The 23187-nt window shown below is 49.0% G+C and carries 19 protein-coding genes; 12 read left to right on the top strand and 7 right to left on the bottom strand.

The genetic code is table 11. From position 1 onward, the window contains the following. The first annotated feature begins 191 nt into the window (after nucleotides 1-191). Both DN748_RS06355 and DN748_RS06350 read left to right on the top strand, forming a co-directional pair. On the top strand, nucleotides 192-830 hold the full coding sequence (locus DN748_RS06355; protein ID WP_262511152.1) for a deoxynucleoside kinase: 639 nt from the start codon (nucleotides 192-194) through the stop codon (nucleotides 828-830). Nucleotides 831-920: 90 nt separating this feature from the next. Beyond that, nucleotides 921-1571, top strand: a complete 651-nt coding sequence (locus DN748_RS06350) for a sterol desaturase family protein (RefSeq protein WP_236636804.1) — start codon at nucleotides 921-923, stop codon at nucleotides 1569-1571. 84 nt (nucleotides 1572-1655) lie between these two features. On the opposite strand, the gene DN748_RS06345 is transcribed toward DN748_RS06350, so the two are convergent. Next, nucleotides 1656-3974 (bottom strand): sodium-translocating pyrophosphatase, encoded by a 2319-nt coding sequence (locus tag DN748_RS06345; protein ID WP_112370945.1) that lies wholly within the window; start codon nucleotides 3972-3974, stop codon nucleotides 1656-1658. A 279-nt stretch (nucleotides 3975-4253) separates the two neighbouring features. Between DN748_RS06345 and DN748_RS06340 the strand changes: the two genes are divergently transcribed. Then, on the top strand, nucleotides 4254-6686 hold the full coding sequence (locus DN748_RS06340; protein WP_112370944.1) for a TonB-dependent receptor: 2433 nt from the start codon (nucleotides 4254-4256) through the stop codon (nucleotides 6684-6686). Then, nucleotides 6687-7859 (top strand): PepSY-associated TM helix domain-containing protein, encoded by a 1173-nt coding sequence (locus tag DN748_RS06335; RefSeq protein WP_112370943.1) that lies wholly within the window; start codon nucleotides 6687-6689, stop codon nucleotides 7857-7859. Nucleotides 7860-7925: 66 nt separating this feature from the next. On the opposite strand, the gene DN748_RS06330 is transcribed toward DN748_RS06335, so the two are convergent. From DN748_RS06330 to DN748_RS06320, 3 genes are all read right to left on the bottom strand, one after another. Continuing rightward, nucleotides 7926-8456, bottom strand: a complete 531-nt coding sequence (locus DN748_RS06330) for an inorganic diphosphatase (protein WP_112370942.1) — start codon at nucleotides 8454-8456, stop codon at nucleotides 7926-7928. A gap of 94 nt (nucleotides 8457-8550) precedes the next feature. Further along, the gene (locus tag DN748_RS06325; RefSeq protein ID WP_112370941.1) at nucleotides 8551-11043 is read right to left on the bottom strand and encodes a DUF5686 and carboxypeptidase-like regulatory domain-containing protein; all 2493 of its coding nucleotides are present in this window, start codon (nucleotides 11041-11043) and stop codon (nucleotides 8551-8553) included. Nucleotides 11044-11205: 162 nt separating this feature from the next. After that, entirely contained in the window at nucleotides 11206-12183 is a 978-nt protein-coding gene (locus DN748_RS06320; protein ID WP_112370940.1) for a pyruvate dehydrogenase complex E1 component subunit beta, read from the bottom strand. Nucleotides 12184-12569: 386 nt separating this feature from the next. On the opposite strand from DN748_RS06320, the gene DN748_RS06315 reads away from it, so the two are divergent. From DN748_RS06315 to DN748_RS06280, 8 genes are all read left to right on the top strand, one after another. Then, nucleotides 12570-13316: an electron transfer flavoprotein subunit beta/FixA family protein gene (locus tag DN748_RS06315; RefSeq protein WP_112370939.1), complete on the top strand. Its 747-nt coding sequence runs from the start codon at nucleotides 12570-12572 to the stop codon at nucleotides 13314-13316. A 48-nt stretch (nucleotides 13317-13364) separates the two neighbouring features. Then, nucleotides 13365-14333 carry an electron transfer flavoprotein subunit alpha/FixB family protein gene (locus DN748_RS06310; protein ID WP_112370938.1) on the top strand — a complete coding sequence of 323 codons (969 nt, stop codon included), beginning with the start codon at nucleotides 13365-13367 and terminating at the stop codon, nucleotides 14331-14333. 438 nt (nucleotides 14334-14771) lie between these two features. Further along, nucleotides 14772-15392 (top strand): bifunctional nuclease family protein, encoded by a 621-nt coding sequence (locus DN748_RS06305; protein WP_112370937.1) that lies wholly within the window; start codon nucleotides 14772-14774, stop codon nucleotides 15390-15392. After that, nucleotides 15389-16756: a NupC/NupG family nucleoside CNT transporter gene (locus tag DN748_RS06300; RefSeq protein ID WP_410528308.1), complete on the top strand. Its 1368-nt coding sequence runs from the start codon at nucleotides 15389-15391 to the stop codon at nucleotides 16754-16756. Before DN748_RS06305 ends, DN748_RS06300 begins: the two co-directional genes overlap by 4 nt. 98 nt (nucleotides 16757-16854) lie before the next feature. After that, nucleotides 16855-17523: an SCO family protein gene (locus DN748_RS06295; protein ID WP_112370935.1), complete on the top strand. Its 669-nt coding sequence runs from the start codon at nucleotides 16855-16857 to the stop codon at nucleotides 17521-17523. A 196-nt stretch (nucleotides 17524-17719) separates the two neighbouring features. Further along, nucleotides 17720-17965: a FeoA family protein gene (locus DN748_RS06290; protein ID WP_112370934.1), complete on the top strand. Its 246-nt coding sequence runs from the start codon at nucleotides 17720-17722 to the stop codon at nucleotides 17963-17965. Next, nucleotides 17962-20070 carry a ferrous iron transport protein B gene (feoB, locus tag DN748_RS06285; protein WP_112370933.1) on the top strand — a complete coding sequence of 703 codons (2109 nt, stop codon included), beginning with the start codon at nucleotides 17962-17964 and terminating at the stop codon, nucleotides 20068-20070. Before DN748_RS06290 ends, feoB begins: the two co-directional genes overlap by 4 nt. Nucleotides 20071-20076: 6 nt before the next feature. Next, entirely contained in the window at nucleotides 20077-20214 is a 138-nt protein-coding gene (locus DN748_RS06280; protein ID WP_112370932.1) for a FeoB-associated Cys-rich membrane protein, read from the top strand. 8 nt (nucleotides 20215-20222) lie between these two features. Here DN748_RS06280 and DN748_RS06275 read toward each other — a convergent pair whose 3' ends face one another. From DN748_RS06275 to DN748_RS06265, 3 genes are all read right to left on the bottom strand, one after another. Beyond that, nucleotides 20223-21047, bottom strand: coding sequence for a ZIP family metal transporter (locus DN748_RS06275; RefSeq protein ID WP_112370931.1), 825 nt, complete (start codon nucleotides 21045-21047; stop codon nucleotides 20223-20225). 3 nt (nucleotides 21048-21050) lie between these two features. Continuing rightward, a complete protein-coding gene (locus tag DN748_RS06270; protein WP_112370930.1) occupies nucleotides 21051-21704 on the bottom strand; it encodes a metal-dependent transcriptional regulator in 654 nt (217 codons plus the stop codon). A 183-nt stretch (nucleotides 21705-21887) separates the two neighbouring features. Next, the gene (locus DN748_RS06265) at nucleotides 21888-22862 is read right to left on the bottom strand and encodes a polyprenyl synthetase family protein (protein WP_112370929.1); all 975 of its coding nucleotides are present in this window, start codon (nucleotides 22860-22862) and stop codon (nucleotides 21888-21890) included. Nucleotides 22863-23187: the final 325 nt, after the last annotated feature.

Raw genomic sequence — 23187 nt, 5'->3', positions numbered from 1 at the left:
TTGATTATCAAAGTTAACAATTTTACAATAGCATGGCCTGTTTTTTTACCGGCCGGAGAAAGACCTGCTCCACCCCGCGGCAGGAGGTCACAAAACGGCCCCTGATTCCCGGGGAATCCTGACCTGAACGAATCCCCTTAAAAAATATTTTATCCGAACCTCTATAACCTGTATCTTTACCTTTGAAAAATATTCATTACTCAATCCGTTTAATTATGCATATCGCCATAGCCGGGAACATTGGTGCCGGAAAAACAACATTGACCAGGCTGCTCGCCAGGCATTTCAGGTGGGAACCCCAGTTCGAGGATGTTGTAGACAATCCGTACCTGGATGATTTTTACAACCAGATGGAGCGCTGGAGTTTCAATCTTCAGATCTACTTTCTCAACAGCAGGTTCAGCCAGATATTACAGATCAGGGAAAGCGGCAAGACCATCATACAGGACAGGACCATCTACGAAGATGCCTATATTTTCGCCCCCAACCTGCACGCCATGGGGCTCATGACAAACCGGGATTTTGAAAATTACCTCGCCCTGTTCGAACTCATGGAAAACCTCGTACAGGCTCCCGACCTGCTTATTTACCTGAGGAGTTCGATCCCGAACCTTGTAAACCAGATACACAAAAGGGGAAGGGAATACGAAAATTCCATCTCTATCGACTACCTCAGCAGGCTGAACGAACGGTACGAAGCATGGGCCCATCAATACTCAAAGGGAAAATTTTTGATTATTGACGTAGATAAGCTTAATTTTGTAGATAAGCCCGAAGATCTGGGGCATGTTATTGAAAAAATAGACGGGGAGCTGAACGGATTGTTCTGATCGCAGGCCCGGGAAAAAAACGCTTGTTTCTCATGAGGCCCCGGCAGCAGACCGGTATGTATGCCCCCTTACACTCTAATACTTATGTCTATGGAAGCAACAAAACACAAACGACCAAAGCACAAGGGGTCACCAAAGCTGTTTGACAATCCCTTTCTGGAAAAACTGACACATACCCATATATCCCTGCCCCTGATCATATTTACGGTAATTGCAGCGGTACTGATCTATTACGGTATTGTGGAGAAGGGATTTCATGTTCCGGAAATGATCCTGCTCTTCCTGGCAGGGCTCATTTTCTTTACCTTTGTAGAATACCTGATGCACCGCTACCTGTACCATATGCCGGCCACTTCGGAAAAGCGGAAAAAGGTAGCGTATACCATGCACGGTGTGCACCACGACTATCCGAAGGACAAATCCCGTCTGGCCATGCCCCCCCTGCTCAGTTTGATCATCGCCACGGTATTTTTTGTCATATACCGGGCTGTTATGGGAGATTATGTCTTCGGTTTTCTGGCCGGGTTCCTTATGGGGTATACGGCTTACCTCGGCGTACATTATTCGGTTCACGCCTTTAAGGTCCCCAATAATTTCCTGAAAGTACTGTGGTACCACCACTCCATTCATCATTACAGGGAACCGGACCGGGCCTTCGGGGTATCCTCCCCGTTATGGGACCATATTTTCAGGACCATGCCAAGAAAACCCGGAAAAAACCCGGAGGTTAACCAGTTATAGCCCTCAACCTGCAGGACAGATAAAACAAAAAAACTGCCACCTCTTTCAGTAAGGGGTGGCAGTTTTATATCAGGGATATCTTTTTTAATACCCTCCTTTATCTTTCTCTTTCTTACATTTTCCGTACTCTGCCATATAGACCGCGTCCTTCCCTTCCTTTTCGGTTTCCTGTACTTCTGAGACCACTATTTTTTCTGTCCCGGGTGTACGGTCATCCCGGTCTGCTGCGGAAGAAAGTCCGCCGGAAGCCGTATGCCCCCCAAGTATCGGCGCTATGACCAGCCCCACCAGGCAGGTAAGTTTTATAAGGATGTTCATGGAGGGACCTGAAGTGTCCTTAAAAGGATCACCCACGGTATCCCCGGTAACCGCTGCCTTATGGGCATCCGATCCCTTATAGGTCATGGTTCCTTCTATCTCTACCCCCGCTTCGAAAGACTTTTTCGCATTGTCCCAGGCCCCGCCTGCATTATTCTGAAAGATGGCCCATACCACTCCCGAAACGGCTACGCCGGCCATATAGCTGCCCAGGGCCTCCGCACCCATGACAAAACCGATGGCTACGGGAGACAGAATGGCGATCGCTCCCGGCAATATCATTTCCCGGAGTGCTGCCCTGGTGGATATATCCACACAACGCCCGTAATCGGGTTTTCCCGTACCTTCCATAATTCCCGGGATCTCCCTGAACTGCCTTCGGACCTCCCTGACCATTTCCATGGCGGCCTTACCCACACTCTGCATGGCCAGGGCCGAAAAAATAACAGGAACCATGCCTCCTATAAAAAGGGCGGCCAGTACATCGGCCTTAAAAATATTGATCCCGTCTATTCCCGTAAAGGTCACATAAGCCGCAAACAGCGCCAGGGCGGTCAGGGCGGCAGAGGCTATGGCAAACCCCTTACCCACGGCCGCAGTAGTATTGCCCACCGAATCGAGAATGTCCGTACGTCCGCGAACATCCTCCGGAAGCTCGCTCATCTCGGCAACCCCGCCGGCATTGTCCGCAATAGGGCCGAAAGCATCTATGGCCAGCTGCATGGCGGTCGTGGCCATCATGGCCGAGGCTGCTATAGCTACCCCGTAAAACCCGGCCAGGGTATAGGAACCCCAGATAGCAAGGGCAAAAAGCAAAACCGACGAAAAGGTAGATTTCATCCCCGTAGCAAGCCCTGCGATAATATTGGTAGCGGCTCCTGTAGAGGAATTGTGCACGATATGGAGCACCGGCTTTTTCCCCAGGCCGGTATAATACTCCGTAAAATAGGAGATCAGCCCTCCTACCGCAAGCCCTATCAGGGTAGCAAAGAATACGCGGTTTGCCGATACTTCCTTAAACCCTTCCCCGAAAAATTTCATATGCAGTGTGTCGGGCAGCATCCAGCCAATAAGAAAATAACAGGCCACTACGGTTAGCAGAATGGCCAGCCAGTTTCCCGTATTCAGGGCCCTCTGCACCTGTGGTTCACGGGCTTCATTACTGCTTATCCTCACAAAGAACGTCCCTATGATGGAAGCGATAATGCCTACCCCTGCGATCATTATCGGCAACAGTATGGGGCCCATGCCTCCGAAAGCATCGGTAAAACTGCCGTTCACTTCCGTCATTTCGCGAATCACGTAATTCCCCAGTACCATGGATGCCAGTACCGTGGCCACATACGACCCGAACAGGTCGGCCCCCATTCCGGCAACATCACCTACATTGTCGCCTACATTATCGGCTATGGTTGCCGGGTTCCGCGGATCGTCTTCCGGGATTCCCGCTTCCACCTTTCCCACCAGGTCGGCTCCCACATCGGCTGCCTTGGTGTAGATCCCACCGCCTACCCGGGCAAAAAGAGCAATGGATTCCGCTCCCAGGGAAAACCCTGCAAGCGCTTCCAGGACAATGGTCATCTCCGTATAAAAATCCTGTACCCCGACCAGGAACATTTTCGTAAACACAAAAAAGAAAAGGGAGAGCCCGAGAACAGCCAGTCCGGCAACCCCCAATCCCATAACGGTACCCCCGGAAAACGACACCTTAAGTGCTTTCGGCAGGCTGTTTCGGGCAGCTTGGGTGGTACGCACATTGCTCTCCGTAGCAATACGCATCCCTATATTGCCCGCAAGGGCGGAAAAAAAGGCTCCGAACACAAAGGCGACGATAATCACCCAGTGGGTAGTCGGCACAAAAAAGGCTATAACTCCCAAAGCTATAGCCGCCAGAATGACAAATACCATCAGAAGCCGGTACTCGGCGTTTAAAAAAGCCAGGGCACCATCCTTGATACTTCCTGAAATAGACTGCATTTTTTCATCACCAGCATCCTGCTTTTTCACCCACATCGCCTTGCTGATCATGAAGACAAGACCGATAAAAGCCATAATTACCGGTAAGAAAATCATATTTGTTTCCATAATATACTGTTGGTTTTTATAAATATTACGATCATAAATTTAATAAAAGAAAAATCACTATTCCGGCACTTTTTAAATAATTAATAAAATGCAGGTACAAAATATAAAATAACCTCACCTTAAATTCCCGTACAATATACTTTTTCAAACACCCTCTTTCCGACTGCTTCTTATCGCCTGTCCACGGTTGACAATCCTTTTAAAAAACATATAAATTTATTTATTCTAAATAAAAATAATACTATAAATTCGCAGCTATAACTAAAAGACCTCCTAACGATGAAATATGGTATTACCTGCATGATCATACTGTTCTCATACAGTCTTGTTCACGCACAGCAGACCGCTACCCTAAGCGGAAAGATCACTAATACTCCCGGTGAAGCAGCCGCATTTGCCAATGTGTATATCAAAGAACTGAAACGCGGTACCCCGGCCAATGAAAACGGCAGCTTCACATTATCCGGAATTCCTCCCGGCAATTACACGGTAGTGATCTCCCAAGTGGGGTATAATACCGAAAAAAGACAGCTCCGGATCAATCCGGGAGAATTATTGGAGCTCGATGTCCAGATGACAGAAAACGTCACTGCCCTGCAAACCGTTGAAGTAATAGGGCGAAAAGAAAAAAGCTATAAAAACACCACCTCCTTTATCGGGGCCAAAACAGAGATCGCCCTGAAAGACCTTCCCCAGGCCGTTTCCTATGCCACCAAGGAACTCATTGCCGACCAGGGTGTGATGCGGGTCGGTGATATTGTAAAAAACTTCAGCGGCGTTAACCAGAACACATTCTACGACGACCTCATCATAAGAGGATACCGTATCAATGGGGGCAGTAACACACAACTGCTCAACGGTATGCGGACCTCCACCGGTTTCTGGAAACAGCCCCTGGCCAATTATCTCGAACGTGTGGAAGTATTAAAAGGGCCCTCCTCCGCCCTCTTCGGAAACGCCTCGCCTGGCGGTGTTATTAACCGGGTCACCAAAAAGCCCCTGGACGAGGTACGCAATTCCGTAAGTTTTTCCACCGGAAGCTTTAATACGCTCCGGGCCCTGGGAGATTTTACGGGACCTTTGACCAAAGACAAGTCATTGCTGTACCGTCTCAATATAGGATATGAAGACGCCAACAGCTTCCGGGACCTGCAATTTGATAAAAACCTGGTCATAGCACCTTCAATATCTTTCCTGCCCACAGACAGGACCAGGGTGAACTTCGACCTTATCTACAACAGTTCGAAAAGCCGCTTAGACCGCGGGCAGTCCACTTTCAAGGACGACCTCTACTCCACTTCCATATCGCGGTCATTAAGCGCTACCAACGACTACCTTAACGAAGAGACTTATATCGTTACCATAGCGCTGAACCACCGGTTTACAGACCAGCTGTCTTTCTCCGCATCCTATATACGCACCGGGTACAATGAAGACCTTCTGGAACACCGGGGAGCCAATCAGTATGCCGTAGACAGCCTGGGCCGGGAGATACCCGACCAGATAGCCATGCAGGTATTCCAGCGCAAACGCAAGAGGTTTATAGACAATCTCTCCGCTTTCTTCAACTACAAGGCACAAACAGGAGTCCTGGACCACAATCTTATTGCAGGATACGATTACGCCCAACAGGAAATACCCCGTGGCGGATCGCAGTTACAGGCGAATGGCTACCTCACTACAGACGGAGGGACCAGGGCCTATGACAAAGACAACCCCCAGGATTTTCGTTTTGGCCCCGACGGCAACCCCATACCCAATGTCGCACATTTTGATCTCACCGATCCCGTGGCATCCCAACAGTTAAAAGACATGAACAATTATGTCTATACAGTGCGGTCATACGGCCCGGAACTGTACAACTCTCATGGCGTTTACCTGCAGGACCAGATCAGCTGGGAAAAGTTGAAAATACTGGTGGGCCTTCGCTACGATTACTACACGGATAAACTAAGTTACGATACTCCGGATGAGAACAGCATACACCAGGAAGCATTTCTGCCGAGGATTGGGGTTACTTATTCAGTGACGGACAATATTAATCTCTACGGCACCTATGTCCAGGGATTTGAACCCCAGACAGCCTCCAACATGGACCCCAACCTGGGAGGGCCCTTTGATCCGCTGGAAAGCAATATGATCGAGTTCGGCGGAAAGTCGTCCTGGTTCAACGGCAAACTCGACGCCACACTGGCCTTATACCAGATAGAACAGAAGAATACACTATATGCACAGCCCGGCACCGATGTGTTACAGCAAATCGGAAAAGACCGTTCACGAGGAGTGGAGATCGACCTCAACGGCCGTATACTCCCCCACTGGAGTCTTAGCGCTTCCTATTCTTTTATCGAGGCTGAGATCGTAAAGGATGCCGAGGGTAACCACAGCGGTATTCAAAAGCCGAACACCCCGAAACACCAGGGAAACCTGTGGACCAGGTACAATATCGATCACGGCCGGTTCAACGGGCTGGGTGCAGGTTTCGGCACCAACTTTGTCACCGAAAGAGTACTTCAGCAAAACAGTGCACAGACTATTCCGGGATACACCCTGCTCAATGCGGCCCTTTACTATACCGTAAACAAATTCACCTTACAGCTCAACCTGAACAACCTTACCGACAAAACCCACTGGGTCGGAGGATATGACTACATCCGTCTATTCCCCGGAACCCCCAGGAACTGGCTTTTAACCGTAGGATACTCGTTCTGAATGAAATGGCTGAAACCTTATATAAAAACCATCCACTTATGGCTGGGGTTAGCCTCCGGCCTGGTGGTTTTTATAATGGCACTCAGCGGAAGCATACTTGTTTTCGAAAAGGAACTGGGTCCCTTTTTCGACCCACCTTACTATAAGGTTCCGCAGATCGCTTCCCGAAAGTTACCGGCAGATATCCTGACAGAAGAAGCCCGGAGCAGACATCCCGGATCCGTACTTACAAACCTTTACATATTCGACGATCCCGGAAGGAGCATCCTGATACACCTGACAGATAAAGACGGGCAGCGTCTTGTGATCTCGGCCGACCCCTATTCCGGGGCCATCCTGAAAGATACTTTTTACAAGAAACGTTTTTTCACTATCGTCACCGAACTGCACCGGTACCTGCTAATGGGCGATACGGGCAAGGCCATAACCGGTATTTCGTGCCTGGTCTTTGTCGTGCTACTCATCAGCGGTATCATATTGTGGTGGCCGTTAAGGCTTAAAAACCTGAAACAAAGACTGACCATTAAATGGAATGCCTCTTTTAAAAGACTAAACTGGGACCTTCATTCGGTGTTCGGGTTTTACAGTGCTTTATTCCTGCTCATCACCGCTTTAACCGGGCTCATATGGTCTTATGACTGGTACGAAAACCTGATGTATTATCTTGCAGACGGAGCCTCCAAGCCCGTGCATCTCGTAAAGAACAGGGCGACAAAAAGTACCGAAAGTAAAAAGGAGTTCTTCTACGAATCCATGTTAAAGGAAACAGATAGCCTTTTCAGCTATAAAGGTGATATCCGTCTCATTGTTCCCGGGGGAGACCGGAGCATCCTCGTCCTGAAAGAAAGCCTCGAGGCCGGGATACCCAATGTCCGGGACATGGCATACTTTGACATGCATTCGGGACAACGACTGAAGACAACGTTGTACCGGGAACTCTCGACCGGAGATAAGATCAGACGTCTTGTTTACCCGGTTCACATAGGCAGTATCTACGGTTATCCGACCAAAATACTGGCCTTTCTCATATGCCTTGTCGCAGCCTCTTCACCGGTAACCGGTTTTCTTATCTGGAAAGGCAGAAAGAAAAAGGCAAAAAACAACCGGTACCGGGCACACTCCAAAAGGAGAAAAACAAAACACGGGCCCCTGCTTCAAAAACAGCAGGTATAAAAACAAAAAGCAGCGAAAATGCTGACATCACACTCTCGCTGCTTTTTGTTTTAAATATTATTCTGTTTACCCAATACTATACAGCCCTTCCTCCTTGTTCTGAAGCGCCTCGAAACGGTCCAGGCAGGCATCTATAATATCGTATGCTTCGTGTACATCTCCCCAGCCGCCTACATCTACTTTCTTTTCTTCCAGATCCTTATACACCTGGAAGAAATGTTCGATTTCCTTGATCTGGTGGGGGTTCATGTCCTTAAGATCGGTAAGCTTGTTCCATATAGGATCGGATACCGGTACACATATGATCTTCTCATCCGGTCCTTTCTCGTCTGCCATGTGAAAAACGCCTATCGGTTTGACTTCCATAACACATCCGGGAAAGGTAGGTTCGGTAACCAGCACCAGCACATCCAGCGGGTCCTTGTCCAGTGCCAGGGTTTCGGGAATAAACCCGTAATCTGCCGGGTAATGCATGGATGAAAATATCATCCTGTCATAACGGACCTTTTTCAGTTTAAAATCGTATTCATATTTGTTTCTGCTCCCCTTCGGGATTTCTATCAAAACGTCGAAAGACTTTAATTTGGCTGCGCTCATAGCTTATAAAATGTGTTAAGAGGGCGCAAAAATACGCAACATGAACGTAAAACACAATATAAATCTGTTTTTAACGGACGGGAGTAGTACCATCCTAAAAATAGAACCCGAAAGTACCTGTTACCGCAAATCTGCGCGCATCCGGCTCGTTGAGATAATTACCCCTGAAATTAAAATCGATACGGAACACCTTAAAGATATTCCCTATTCCGAAAGAATACTCCCAGTACACTTTTTCAGAAGGGGCTTTCAGCACCATATTCGAGGGCTGGCTCAGTGCGATATTTTCATCCGACAGTTCCCCCCATACCCCGCGGACCCCGACGATCTCCCTGAGGTTCAGTTTCCGGATCAGCGGGATACGGGCAAAGATACGTCCGTTAAAATTGTGTTCCAGGTGCATGGAGACATAAGTATCGGTAACAAACTCGTAGAAATCGAGGTTGGGAAAGGTGTTGAAAATGGAAAAATAGGTCTGGTTTCCGGGCACCACGCTCAGCAGCCCCAGGGGTACTTCCCCGAAAGTCTTCCCCGCTTCCACAGTAGTGTAAAGCCGGCCGAACCCTCCCACACTCCAGGGTTTCCTGAAATAGAACTGTATTTTCTCATAGTCGAAATCGCTCTCCAGAAAACCGCTGACCCCTTTGCCGTAATTAATAAAGAGTCGTGCGTATTCATCATTCACATCCCGTCTTTCCACCCCGTAACCCGTGGTTTTCCTGCCCGGTGTATATTCCAGGGAAGTGTTGATTTCCATCTGTTTTACCTGAGACGACACCCCGGAAGCCGCATCGGGATCCACATAATCCAGACTAAAGGCTTCCGGCAATGCAGATTTGAGCGTCCTGAAAGACGCACCCACCTTAAACCGGAAGTTTTTTGCAGGTTCCATTTCCACATCGGCCGTGGTCAGGTTGATATCCGTAAGCTTGTCATTAGACCCCACCGTAAATACCGAGGACGACGCATAGCTCCTGCCCAATACATCATTACTGGGAGTGAGGCTCACCCCTATCTGCTCCACATCCCTGCGGTTTCCGGCAGATACGATCAGGCGATGCTCCCTGTTGAGCAGCCATTTGGCCGAAATCCCGTACTTGAATTTCTTATCCTTGAAACCATAGGCCCCGAACCCCTCCAGGCGCCACATGTCATTGGGACCAAAATAGGTTCGCCCCCCTCCCCTTATCCGTACACCTTCGGCATCGTTATATCCGAATGTGGAAAAAATGGGGCCGTAGTCCAGATCCCATTTATCGATCTCGACATAACCGGAAGCCAGTATCTCCCCCAAACTGTAGAGCCGCTTGAACTTGGGCACCGTTTTCAGGGTATCCAGCATGCGGTATATGCCCGATTCATTTTTATTCAATGCCTCGAGCCGGTTTTCTTTCCAGAACGCGTCATCCCGTTCGTAAACCTGTTCGTCAAAACGGTCTACCTCCTCGTTGTAGAACGATCTCGGTTGCTCCTCGTCAAAAACGTAATTGTCATACACCGTGGTACGCTTGCCGTATATCCCCCGCGACTCCTCTTTTTTCCTCAGGCTGAAATCACTCATCATATAATCCCTGGTAAGCAGGAAGACCGAGTCGTTAAGCACATCGAACTCCTGTTCTATATAAACCTCCTTCACCCAGTTGATATTGGCACTCTTGGTGAGCTGCAGGTTGATTTTCTTAATGGCATAGGTGGTGTCACTTACCCAGAAATCACCCTTAAAGGTGAGTTCGTTCTTCCGTCTCGGATAATAAATGATGTTATAGCACCATTTGTCATCGACATAAGCACTATCGGCCAGGGCGTAATTATAGGTATCGATACCCACCCTGGAGATGGGGCTCACGAAGCTCTTGTCGAAAAACTTGATATAGCTCTTGTAGATATCGTAATCGGAATAGAGATCCTGTACAAACGAGATCAGGTTCTGGTTGGTACTGAAGCCCGAATTCTTGTTCCCCACAAGCTTCTGTTTTTCCTTTCCCATTTTATTGTCGCCATGCACTTTGTAGAACGACTCGTTGATAAAGATGGGGAGATAGGTCTTACCCGTGATCCGGGAGGTGTCCATCTGTTCGAAAATAAACTCCATCCCCTTGAAGAGTTTGCTTTCCATAAGGCTGCTGTCTATGGTATTAAGGTCAAACTCCACCTTTTCATACTTGTCATAGCGATACTGATCAAAGCCCTTTACCCCGTTCTTCCGTTTTCGCTCCAGTACCTTTCTCAGGAGATCCACGGCGGGGTTGTTCTTCTTCGACTGTTTACCCACAAAGACCACCACCTCCTTCAGCTGTTCACCTTCACTCAGCTCCACTTTCAGGTCGTATGTCACTTTTTTATCCAGGGCAATCTCACGGGTGGTAAACCCCACAAAAGACACCACAAGCGTAGCATGAGTGTTCGGAGATTCCAGGTAGAACCTTCCGTCATCATTGGTTATGGTCCCTTCCGAAGAATCTTTAAAAAACACATTGGCGAAGGAAACCGGGGCTCCCGATTCATCCACGACAATACCCCCTACCTTCGTCTGAGCCCTCAATCCTGCCGATAAGAGTACCAGTATTGCAGTTATAAGTATTCTCATAAAAAAAATTAAATCCTAAAACACACAAAAAACAGGTTTATCACCATGTAAACCTACAACTTTATTCCGGATCTGACACAGGGTAACGAATGACTCCCCAAAAATAAAAAAACTTCACCAACAAAATGCCGGTGAAGTCTGTATAACGTAAAACGGACCGTTTTATTTGTACAAAACCTTTTTTACCGCCTTGACAACATCTTCCTGGTTAGGCAGCCATTCGGCCAGCAATGCAGGGGAATACGGAGCGGGAGTATCCGCCGTATTGATTTTTTCTACAGGGGCATCCAGGTAATCGAATGCCTGTGACTGTACCTGGTAGGTTATTTCCGTAGACACATTTCCGAAAGGCCAGGCTTCTTCGAGGATCACAAGACGGTTCGTTTTCCGGACCGACTTCAGAATGGTATCGTGGTCCAGCGGCCGGACTGTTCTCAGGTCTATAACCTCACAGCTAATCCCTTCCTTTTCCAGGGTATCGGCCGCCTTAAAGGCCTCTTTTATGATTTTCCCGAACGACACAATGGTGACATCCGTCCCTTCCCGCTTTATATCGGCAACTCCGATAGGCAGGGTGTATTCACCTTCCGGCACCTCTCCCTTGTCTCCGTACATCTGCTCAGACTCCATAAAGATCACGGGGTCATTATCGCGAATGGCCGATTTCAGCAGGCCTTTTGCATCATGAGGATTGGAAGGCACCACGACCTTAAGTCCGGGGCAGTTGGCATACCAGCTTTCAAAAGCCTGGGAATGCGTCGCCGCCAGCTGTCCGGCCGAAGCTGTAGGACCGCGAAAAACGATCGGGATATCAAACTGTCCCCCGCTCATCTGGCGCATCTTGGCAGCGTTATTAATGATCTGGTCAATACCTACCAATGAGAAGTTAAAAGTCATGAATTCTATGATAGGCCTGTTCCCGTTCATGGCAGACCCTACCCCAACACCGGCAAAACCGAGCTCGGAAATAGGCGTATCCAGTACCCTCTCAGGACCGAATTCGTCAAGCATTCCCTTGGAAGCCTTGTATGCTCCGTTGTATTCGGCCACTTCCTCCCCCATGAGGTAGATCGTTTCGTCCCTGCGCATCTCCTCGCTCATGGCCTCGGCTATCGCCTCTCTAAATTGTATTGTTCTCATGTACTATAAATATTGATAAAACAGTATCTTCTGTATAAGCGAAGCAAAAATAGTAATAATTAAATTTTTAATCCCCTGCAAATCCATAAATTTTACAAGTCCGGCACATCCTTCGCATATTCCGGCAGAATAACGCCAGTCTGATATAACATTCCTGCCGGCACAGTAGGAGGCACAGGATTTCTTTGCAGTAAAAACCCTGTAAAAAGATACTGTTTCCTTTAAAAAAAATTGCTATGCGCGCATAGTATATTACGGAAATAATCTCTATCTTCGTAACCGTATATAAATCAAAACAGACAGAAGTCCGAAGGTCCGGGTCCGATATCACAGTAACTGTCTAAATCCTGGCCTTTGTTTTCGGTCAAATCCCAAAAAACAGAAACATGAAGATATTAGTATGTATCAGTCACGTTCCGGATACCACCTCCAAGATCAACTTTGCAGACAGCGATACCAGGTTCGACACCAATGGCGTGCAGTTTGTCATCAACCCCAACGACGAATTCGGCCTTACCAGGGCCATGTGGTTTAAGGAAAAACAGGGCGCTTCGGTGACCGTGGTCAATGTCGGCGGACCGGAAACGGAGCCTACCCTTCGAAAGGCCCTGGCCATAGGTGCGGATGAGGCCATCAGGGTAAACGCACAGCCCGAAGACGGCTTTTTTGTTGCCTCCCAGCTGGCCAAAGTGGTTGAAGACGGCGGTTACGATCTCGTTATAGCCGGGAGGGAATCCATAGATTACAACGGCGGTATGGTACCCGGTATGCTGGCCTCCCTTACAGGGGCTAATTTTATAAATACCTGTATAGGCCTGGAAATCGAGGGCAGCGAAGCTACGGCAACCCGGGAGATAGACGGCGGTAAGGAGACCGTAAAATGTGCACTTCCGCTTATTATAGGCGGGCAAAAAGGCCTGGTAGAAGAAAGTGACCTGCGCATCCCCAATATGAGGGGCATCATGATGGCCAGGCAGAAAAAGCTCACCGTAACGGAAGCTGCGGAGGCCCCCGGCCGGACATCGGTCGTAAAATTTGAAAAGCCGGCACCCAAGGGAGAGGTCAAGCTGGTTTCCCCGGACAAGCTCGACGAACTGATCGACCTGTTGCACAACGAAGCCAAGGTCATATAACCCGTTTTTCATTCCAATACAGCAAAAAACACTTAATACCGTAAAGACATGTCCATCTTAATATATACCGAATCAGAAGAAGGAAAATTAAAGAAAACAGCCTTTGAGGTCGCCTCTTACGCCAAAGACCTGGCCCGGCAGACGGGCAGCACCGTTACCGCCGTATCCATCAATGCCGGGGATACCGCGCCGCTGGGGAATTACGGGGTCGACAAAGTACTCAGGGTAAACGACGACAGGCTTGCCGCCTTCAATGCCCGCGCCTATGCCGACATCATACAGCAGGCCGCCAGGCAGGAAGCGGCTAAAATTGTGATCATAGGTTCCACGGCCAACGACAAGTACCTGGCTCCCCTGCTGGCCGCTCAGCTCGAAGCCGGCTATGCCCCGAATGTGGTGGCACTTCCGGAAAGCACCGATCCTTTTCGCGTAAAAAGGACTGCCTTTTCCAACAAGGCATTCAATATTACGGAGATCAGTACGGATATCAAGCTGGTAGGGCTGGCCAAAAATTCTTTCGGATTGAAGGAACAACAGGGAAATGCTGCGGAAGAAGATTTCTCTCCTTCCCTTAACGATGCCGATTTTTCCATTACGACGGAGTCCGTCGACAAAACGGCCGGAAAAGTAACCATTGCGGACGCCGAGATCGTAGTATCCGGAGGCCGGGGGCTTAAAGGCCCGGAAAACTGGGGAATGATAGAAGACCTGGCCGGCGTACTGGGAGCAGCTACCGCGTGCTCCAAACCCGTATCAGACATGGGATGGCGCCCACATGGCGAACACGTCGGGCAAACCGGGAAACCCGTTGCTGCCAACCTGTACGTCGCCGTCGGGATATCAGGGGCCATACAGCACCTCGCCGGGATCAATGCCTCCAAGGTCAAGGTAGTGATCAACAACGACCCGGAAGCCCCCTTCTTCAAGGCTGCCGACTACGGGGTGGTAGGTGATGCCTTCGAGGTCGTCCCCGCCCTGACTGAAAAATTAAAGGAATTCAAGTCGCAAAACTCATAGGACTCAGGGATATCCACGCCATTGAAAGGCAATGGCATTGCCATGGTTATTGGTTATTAGGTTATTGAGTTACTAAGTTATTTAGTCAACACTCAATAACTTAGTAACTCAATAACTTAGTAACCACTTGATACGAAACCGGGTATATTCCTCTTTTTTGTGTCGGATTCTTCCAAAATCAATTTCCGCCCGCATAAAGATCTCATAATTTTTTAGTACATTGTTTCCTGAAGGGCAGCCCGGCCGGGGAGTATGTTCCGGCCGGGCAGTTCTTTTTACGTGGAACTTCCGTGACAGGGCAACACCAAATATACCGGATATCAGTATATTGCATTTAAAAACGTAAATTCGCGGGCCTGCAACGAGGAATTCGCACGAAATTTTTTCATCTTTGCCTAAAATTGTGATGAACAGGTTTATACCCGGTTGTGTAGAACTATGAGTTTAGTCAGATTAAACATAAAAGGAATTTCGTATAGCCAAACCCAGAACGGCGCTTATGCCCTTATACTCAACGAGGTAGAAGGCGACCGAAAACTCCCCATAGTCATCGGGGCATTTGAGGCACAATCCATCGCCATTGCCCTGGAAAAAGAAATAAAGCCCCCGCGGCCACTGACACATGACCTCTTCAAGAATTTTGCAGACCGCTTCGACATTGTGGTCAAGCAGGTCATTATCCACAAACTCGTGGACGGGGTCTTCTATTCGAGTATTATCTGCGAGCGCGACAAGATAGAAGAGATCATCGATGCCCGTACCAGCGACGCCATTGCCCTGGCGCTCCGGTTCAGCGCCCCGATCTTCACCTATAAGAATATTCTTGACAAGGCCGGCATATATCTTAATTTTTCCCAGAAAGACAAGGAACAGGCCGGAGAGGAGGTCCTTTCGGAAGAGATCGTAAAAGACCCCGAAAATACCCCTCCCACTTCAGAGAACTACAGTGCGCTGACTCTGGAAGAACTACATAAAATGCTGGAAAATGCCGTGACTAACGAAGAGTATGAAAAAGCCGTAAAACTCCGGGACGAGATCTCCAAGAGGGAGAAAAAATAATCACATTACATATGCACAACGCTTTCATTGCTTTCCAGACCGCTATCCAGCCCAGTGCCGGGTTTACCTTGAACGGTCTGGGAAGAGGAGTGCTCGGACTGCTGGTCCTGATCGGTATCGCCTACCTCTTCAGCAGCAACAAGAGGGCTATAAACTGGCGGACCGTAGGGCTGGGACTGCTCGCACAGCTGCTTCTGGCTATCGGGATATTAAAGATCCCGCTCATCCGGGAAATTTTCACCCTGCTGGGCAAGGGGTTCAACAAGATCCTGAACTTCACCGAAGCAGGCACCAGGTTCCTTTTCAGCTCCTTCAGCACCAACGAGATAGAGAGCCCGCTGATGAATTTCGCCATTACCATACTCCCTACCATTATCTTTTTCTCTGCACTGACCTCCGTACTGTTTTACCTCGGTATTATCCAGAAAGTCGTCAGGGGGCTGGCATGGCTGCTTTCCAGGCTGCTCAGGATATCCGGTGCCGAAAGCCTTTCGGTAGCCGGCAATATATTCCTCGGGCAAACCGAATCCCCGCTGATGATCAAGGCCTATCTCGGCAAGATGAACCGTTCCGAGATCCTGCTGGTCATGGTAGGCGGTATGGCTACGGTAGCAGGAGGGGTCCTGGCCGCATATATAGGATTTCTCGGGGGGGGCGACGAAACACTACGGCTGGAATTTGCCCGCCACCTTCTGGCAGCATCCGTTATGGCCGCACCCGGAGCTATTGTCATTTCCAAAATACTTCTCCCCCAGACCGGGGAGGTGAATACCACGGTAGAGGTTTCCGAACAGAATATAGGCTCCAACCTGCTCGATGCCATGGCCGTCGGGACCACCGAGGGACTTAAACTGGCTGCCAATGTAGCCGCCATGCTCCTGGTATTTGTGGCCTTTATCGCCATGATCAATTACGGTTTGCTGAAAATCGGCGAGATAGGGCACATTAACGAATGGGTGGCAGCCCATACGCCATACAGCGAATTATCCCTGGAACTGGTACTGGGCTATATCTTCGCCCCCCTGATGTGGGTTATAGGGGTAGCTCCTGAAGATATGGCGCTTATGGGGCAGCTTCTCGGGGTGAAACTGGCCGCCAGTGAGTTTGTAGGGTATATTCAGCTGGCCCAGCTCAAGGATGCCGCACAATCCCTGCACTTCACCTACAACAAATCGGTTATCATGGCTACCTATATGCTTTGCGGATTTGCCAATTTTGCCTCTATCGGCATCCAGATAGGAGGAATAGGTTCCCTGGCCCCCGGTCAGCGTAAAAACCTTTCCGAGCTGGGCATGAAAGCAGTATTGGGCGGAACACTGGCATCACTTATTTCCGCCACTCTCGCAGGCATGATCATAGGCTAAACTATCAAGGTAATGTTAAAAACTGTTTTTTCGCCCTTTGCCGAAAACCGGGGGACGGCGCAATTCATTACCTTTGCATGAACTAAAACAGTTGTATCATGTTGCGTTTCTTCAGCAAGTTCAAATACCTGGCCATCACGCTCCTTATCCTTTCCGCCATCATTATCACCCTGTTTTACAACGCCCTTAAACCCAAAGAGGTCCTCCCCGTATACCAGCCCTCCATGGTAAGGGCGGAACTGGTAGACAGCACCATTCAATACGTAAAAAAATATCATACCATTGCCGATTTCAAACTCGTAAACCAGAACGGGGATACCATAACGCAGGACGATTACAGTAACAAGATATACGTAGCCGATTTCTTCTTCACTACCTGCCCCACCATATGCCCTATTATGACCGACAACATGACCGGCATCCAGAAAGCCGTTGCCCCTTATGATGACGTGATGCTGCTTTCGCATTCGGTAACCCCGGAGATAGATTCCGTACCCCAACTGAAAAAATACGCCCTGGAGAAAGGAGTGAACGACGAGAAATGGAACCTGGTTACGGGCGACAAAAAGCAGATCTACCGGCTTGCGCGAAAGTCGTACCTGGCCGTACTTAACGACGGAGACGGCGGCCCTTACGACATGATCCATACCGAAAACTTTATCCTGGTCGACAAAAAGAAACGTATCCGCGGATTCTACGACGGCACCGACGGGGAAGACATGGAAAAACTGTTGCACGATATTGAGGTACTCAGGGGCGAAGGATAATCCGATCCGTAAGTACTGCCCCCTCCGACAAACAAAAAGTATGTTAAAGTTTCCGTACACACTCTCCTTCAAACACTCAAAAAACACTAATAATCAACACCTTAACAACGACACCTGATATCCGGGCACCGCATTCATTTTTGCAGCCTGACTTTTTATGCTATTTTTGAACACTTAAATTCATTCTAAATAAAAATTGAAGACAACTATAGCACATCTGAGACGGGGCGAGAAAGGGGTGATCACACATATCCCCATAGACCGGATTCCGATAAAACTTTTTGAGATGGGGTGCCTTCCCGGCAATGAGGTAGAACTGCTTCAGCTGGCTCCTTTCAAAGATCCGTTATACCTCAACATCAACGGGTCTTTTCTGTCCATAAGACGGGAAACCGCATTGCTTATAGAAATTGAGAAACTGGAAGAAAACCGGGCATTATGACAATAGCGAGCAAGCAGATCAAGGTAGCGCTTATAGGCAACCCGAATACCGGGAAGACTTCTGTTTTCAACCAGTTGACAGGGCTGAACCAGAAAGTAGGCAACTATCCCGGAATTACGGTGGAAAAGAAAGAAGGGGTATGCAGGTTGTCCAGGGGGATAAAAGCCCATATCCTGGACCTCCCGGGAACCTACAGCCTCAACGCCTCTTCGATGGACGAGAATATCGTTACCGAACTCCTGCTCAACAGGAACGACAAGGATTTTCCGGATGTGGCCGTCGTGATTACCGATGTCGAGAACCTAAAGAGAAACCTGCTCCTGTTTACCCAGGTCAAGGACCTGCAGATACCTGCCATACTGGTTATCAATATGGCCGACCGCATGCAGCGCAAGGGTATCTCTCTGGACCTTGAAAAACTCGAAAAAGAACTGGACACCCGGATAGCCCTGGTCAGCTCCCGTAAAGGAACGGGAATAGACAGGATCAGGGAACTTATTCTCGACTATCGGACCTTGTCTTCAGCGTCCTGCACCGATACTACCGCCCTGGACCCGGAGTATTTTGAAAAACTCCGGAAGGCCTTTCCCGAACACGAGGTGTACAAACTCTGGCTGCTGATCACCCAGGATGCCAATTTTGTAAAGCTGGACCGGCAGGAAGTTCCTGACACTTCCTCCTTTAACACCAAATCGGGTTCGGAAATAAAGCGCTTACAGCAAAAGGAAACCATTTATCGCTACAAGTTTATCAACGACATCCTGAAAGAGGCTTCCAAAACGGACCTCAACGCCGCCAGGGGACTGCGGGCATCGCTGGACCGGGCACTCACACACCGGGTGGGGGGGTATGTCATTTTTTTCGCTATTCTCCTACTGATCTTCCAGGCCATATTCAACTGGAGTGCTTACCCCATGGACTTTATAGACGAGTCTTTTGCAGCATTCAGCGAGTGGGCCAAAAACACCCTTCCTCCCGGCCTGTTTACAGACCTTATCGCCGAAGGTCTTATTCCCGGTATAGGCGGAGTGGTCATTTTTGTCCCCCAGATCGCATTTCTCTTCCTCTTTATCGCCCTGCTGGAAGAATCGGGGTATATGAGCCGGGTGGTATTCCTGATGGACAAGAGCATGCGCCGTTTCGGACTGAGCGGGAAAAGCGTGGTCCCCCTGATCTCGGGAACAGCCTGTGCCATTCCCGCGGTAATGGCGACAAGAAATATAGAGAACTGGAAAGAACGGCTGATCACTATCCTGGTATCTCCGTTTATGACCTGCTCCGCACGTCTTCCCGTGTACCTGATCATTATTGCCCTCGTTATCCCGGACGAAAAGGTATGGGGTTTTAACCTGCAGGGCATCATGCTTATGGCCCTGTATCTCCTGGGAGCTGTGGCCGCCCTGTTGTCGGCATATGTCATGCACAAAACCATGAAAACAAGGATAAGACCCTTCTTTGTGGTCGAAATGCCCAATTACAAGATCCCCCTGCCTAAAAACGTAATCATCACCGTTGTCGAAAAAACCAAGAGCTTTGTATGGGGCGCCGGAAAGATCATCCTCGCCATATCCATAATCCTGTGGTTTATGGCCTCCCACGGTCCGTCAGACCGCTTTGACCGGGCCGAAGAGATAATCACCGAAAGGCATGCAGGAAGCACCCTCAGCGAAGAGGAGCTGGAAACCGAAATCGCATCATACCAGTTGGAAAACTCGTATATCGGGATTGTGGGCAAGGCGATAGAACCTGCCATCCGCCCGCTGGGGTACGACTGGAAAATAGGCATCGCCCTGGTCACCTCTTTTGCAGCAAGGGAAGTTTTTGTAGGGACCCTGGCTACCATTTACAGCGTGGGAAGTGAAGAAGAAGATACCATCAAGAACCGTATGGCTGCAGAAGTAAATCCCGTAACAGGAGAAAAGGTATTCAATTTTCCCACGGGAGTATCCCTGCTGCTGTTCTATGCCTTTGCCATGCAGTGCATGAGCACCCTGGCGATCGTAAAACGGGAGACCAACGGGTGGAAATGGCCGATGGTACAGCTGGTCTTTATGACTGCACTCGCCTATGTAAGTGCCTTAATAGCATATCAATTACTCAAATAACCAAAAATGCCGGATATCCAGACCACATTAGTATATATCGCCCTGGGAGCAGCCATAGGTTTTCTGGTCAAAAAATTCCTGCTGCCCTCCCGTAGAAAAAACAAAAGCAACTGCGGGGGCGGTCCCGACTGCGGGTGCCATTAACGGCAGCACTACCCCAGCGCTACATCCAGCGACATCATGACCATGAACCCCCCGATAAATCCGAGAGTTGCAATATCCGTATATTTATCCTGCTGGGTTTCCGGGATCACCTCCTCCACCACGACATAGATCATGGCCCCCGCTGCAAAAGCCAGGGCATAGGGCAACACCGGGGTAAAGAAACTCACCGCCATGGCACCCAATACTCCTGCGGCAGGTTCTACAATGGCCGACAGCTGTCCGTACCAGAAACTCTTTCTCCTGCTCATTCCCTGCCTTCTCAGGGGCATGGACACCGCTATTCCCTCCGGAAAATTCTGTATCCCTATCCCCAGGGCCAGGATAACCGCTCCGGCTATGGAAGCTTCGGGAATTCCTGCGGCCACCCCTCCGAAAAGTACTCCTACGGCAAGCCCTTCGGGAATATTGTGCAGGGTTATGGCCAGTACCAGCAATGTAGTGCGGTGCCAATCGGTCTGTACCCCCTCGGCCCTGCTCTCCTTGAAATTGATATGCAAATGCGGCAACAGACGGTCGAGCCCGAACAGGAAAGCCGCTCCCAGCCCGAAACCGATAAAGGCAGGCATCACCTTTACAAACCCCTCACCATCACTCATCTCTATGGCAGGGGCCAGCAGGCTCCAGAAACTGGCTGCCACCATAACGCCGCCGGTAAAACCGAGCATGCCGTCCAGCACACTGCGTTTCATGTCTCTAAACAGGAACACCAGGGCGGCCCCGGCAGCGGTGAGCAACCAGGTAAAGGTCGTAGCCAGCAAGGCTCCCGCAACCGGGTCTATCGACTCAAAAAAGACAATCAGCTTATCAAACATAGATCATATTTTTTTCACATAAAGATTATTTGCCGTCAGCGACGACACACTGAGCTTCCTGTCTCCCGTACCGATCAGCATCGAATTGTCAAAAGGTTCCCTGGAGAGCACCTTCAATTCATCCCCCAGCGATATCCCGAGTTTGTCCAGGTACTGCAGAAACTCCCTCGACGAATTCCTGACACCTACGCATACTCCCTGCTCTCCCGCTCTGAGCGTGGCGAGAAGTACCTTGGAAGAGGGTTGTATATTGCCGTGCCTGTCGGGAATGGGATCTCCGTGAGGGTCCACAGAAGGATTGTCCAGGAAAACATCGAGCTCCTCGATCAGTTTATCCGATTTTATGTGCTCCAGCTGTTCCGCAACCTCGTGTACCTCATCCCAGGAAAAGTTCAGTTTTTCTACCAGGAAAACCTCCCACAGGCGGTGTTTACGTATCACGTTTACGGCATAAAGCCTCCCTTCTTCAGTCAGTTTTGCCCCCTGATAGCGTTTGTATTTCACCAGCTTTTTTTCCGACAGCTTCTTGATCATGTCGGTTACCGAAGACGCCTTGGTCTCCATAGCCTCAGCAATAGCATTGGTAGAGACCTCGTCCTGCGCATCCCTGCTCAGGTGATATATCGCCTTCAGGTAATTTTCTTCGGATAGTGTCATAAAATTTCGTTTAGACAAAAATACATTTTTATTTTCAAGAATATATTTTTAGCCTAAACTAAATTATTGCAGGCCTGAAGTCTGTGGATTTTCAGGTTATTGAGTTACCGGGTCATTAGGTGGGTGGGTGAGCAACTAAACTAACAACTACGAACTAACAACTAAGAACTACGAACTATAAGCTCATACCGTCCGGGTCATCAGGTCCCTGCCAAAGTCCAGCAGTAACTGCTTTTTACTGTCCTCCGTCCCAAGCGGTATGATACAATCAAAGGCCTTCTGTGTATAAGACCTGATCTCGTCCTGTATGATACCGGTAGCGCCGCTCGACACGAAGAGCTCTTTTACCGTCTTTATTTTCTCTTCCGTATCGGCAGGGTGCAGTTCATAGAGATCCCTTAAAAGCTGTGCATCTTCATTGTCCAGTCCTTCCAGGGCCTTGATATAGAGAAAGGTTTTCTTGTTTTCTGCAATATCTCCCCCTATTTTTTTACCGAAGGTCTCCTCATCGCCAAAAGCATCGAGGTAATCGTCCTGCAACTGGAAAGCCATCCCGAGATTTACCCCGTAATCGTATATGGCACGTGCCTCATCTGCAGCAGCACCTGCCACCAGGGCCCCCATTTCCAGGGCCGTCCCTACAAGAACGGCAGTCTTATACGTTATCATCAGGAGATATTCGTCCAGGCTTACATCTCCCCGTAGTTCAAAATCCACATCGTACTGCTGTCCTTCACATACTTCGGCAGCCATTTTGTTAAACACCCGCAACAGGGCCACCTGCAATTCGGGAGCATATCCTTCAAACAGCTTATAACTCATGACCAGCATGACGTCTCCCGAAAGTATTCCGGTATTGACATCCCACTTTTCATGCACACAAGGGTGCCCCCTTCTCACAGAGGCTCCATCCATAATATCATCGTGGACCAGGGTAAAATTGTGAAAGACCTCAACGGCCAGCGCGGCATCCATGGCCTTCCGGTAATCCCCGTCAAAGAAATCGGCTGCCAGCAGGGTAAGTACCGGGCGGAGCCGCTTTCCCCCGAGGTGCATTATATAGGATACGGGGGCATACAGCCCTTCCGGTGCTTTCCCGAAAGGATAGGTTTTCAAATACGCCAAAAATTCATTCTGATATTCAGGTATGGACAACATGCAAAAGAAATTTTGAGCTAAAATACAGCACCCCCTACAAAGTACAAAGCAAATTATATCATAATGAAACGAACATGAAAAACTTTAATCAAATATTTCACACAGGGAAATGATTAAAATTTTTCATGTGAGCGCGCAGCGGTTCCTGAATGTGCAGAAATTTTTTGCACATTTTGGTCGGTGCAAAAAATTTTAAACAGATGAAAAATTCATCCTTACCATATTTTCTTTCCCCTGCTGACATAAGGCTGTCACCAATCCCCGTTTACTTTGCCGAAAACAAATCAGCAGATCGGGGCACAGGCCGGGGCATATATCTCTCCCG

Source organism: Sinomicrobium soli, from assembly GCF_003285545.1.
In the GTDB taxonomy this organism is placed as follows: Bacteria; Bacteroidota; Bacteroidia; order Flavobacteriales; family Flavobacteriaceae; genus Sinomicrobium.
The sequence above is the reverse complement of the archived record's forward strand: the minus strand, read 5'-3'. Positions and strand labels throughout refer to the sequence as shown.

Coding starts and splice junctions, on each gene's coding strand:
- DN748_RS06305 (WP_112370937.1), top strand. CDS start 14,772: ATGAGTTTAGTCAGATTAAACATAAAAGGAATTTCGTATAGCCAAACC.
- DN748_RS06270 (WP_112370930.1), bottom strand. CDS start 21,704: ATGACACTATCCGAAGAAAATTACCTGAAGGCGATATATCACCTGAGC.
- DN748_RS06320 (WP_112370940.1), bottom strand. CDS start 12,183: ATGAGAACAATACAATTTAGAGAGGCGATAGCCGAGGCCATGAGCGAG.
- DN748_RS06295 (WP_112370935.1), top strand. CDS start 16,855: ATGTTGCGTTTCTTCAGCAAGTTCAAATACCTGGCCATCACGCTCCTT.
- DN748_RS06345 (WP_112370945.1), bottom strand. CDS start 3,974: ATGGAAACAAATATGATTTTCTTACCGGTAATTATGGCTTTTATCGGT.
- DN748_RS06315 (WP_112370939.1), top strand. CDS start 12,570: ATGAAGATATTAGTATGTATCAGTCACGTTCCGGATACCACCTCCAAG.
- DN748_RS06325 (WP_112370941.1), bottom strand. CDS start 11,043: ATGAGAATACTTATAACTGCAATACTGGTACTCTTATCGGCAGGATTG.
- DN748_RS06280 (WP_112370932.1), top strand. CDS start 20,077: ATGCCGGATATCCAGACCACATTAGTATATATCGCCCTGGGAGCAGCC.
- DN748_RS06330 (WP_112370942.1), bottom strand. CDS start 8,456: ATGAGCGCAGCCAAATTAAAGTCTTTCGACGTTTTGATAGAAATCCCG.
- DN748_RS06265 (WP_112370929.1), bottom strand. CDS start 22,862: ATGTTGTCCATACCTGAATATCAGAATGAATTTTTGGCGTATTTGAAA.
- DN748_RS06310 (WP_112370938.1), top strand. CDS start 13,365: ATGTCCATCTTAATATATACCGAATCAGAAGAAGGAAAATTAAAGAAA.
- DN748_RS06350 (WP_236636804.1), top strand. CDS start 921: ATGGAAGCAACAAAACACAAACGACCAAAGCACAAGGGGTCACCAAAG.
- feoB (WP_112370933.1), top strand. CDS start 17,962: ATGACAATAGCGAGCAAGCAGATCAAGGTAGCGCTTATAGGCAACCCG.
- DN748_RS06335 (WP_112370943.1), top strand. CDS start 6,687: ATGAAATGGCTGAAACCTTATATAAAAACCATCCACTTATGGCTGGGG.
- DN748_RS06275 (WP_112370931.1), bottom strand. CDS start 21,047: ATGTTTGATAAGCTGATTGTCTTTTTTGAGTCGATAGACCCGGTTGCG.
- DN748_RS06340 (WP_112370944.1), top strand. CDS start 4,254: ATGAAATATGGTATTACCTGCATGATCATACTGTTCTCATACAGTCTT.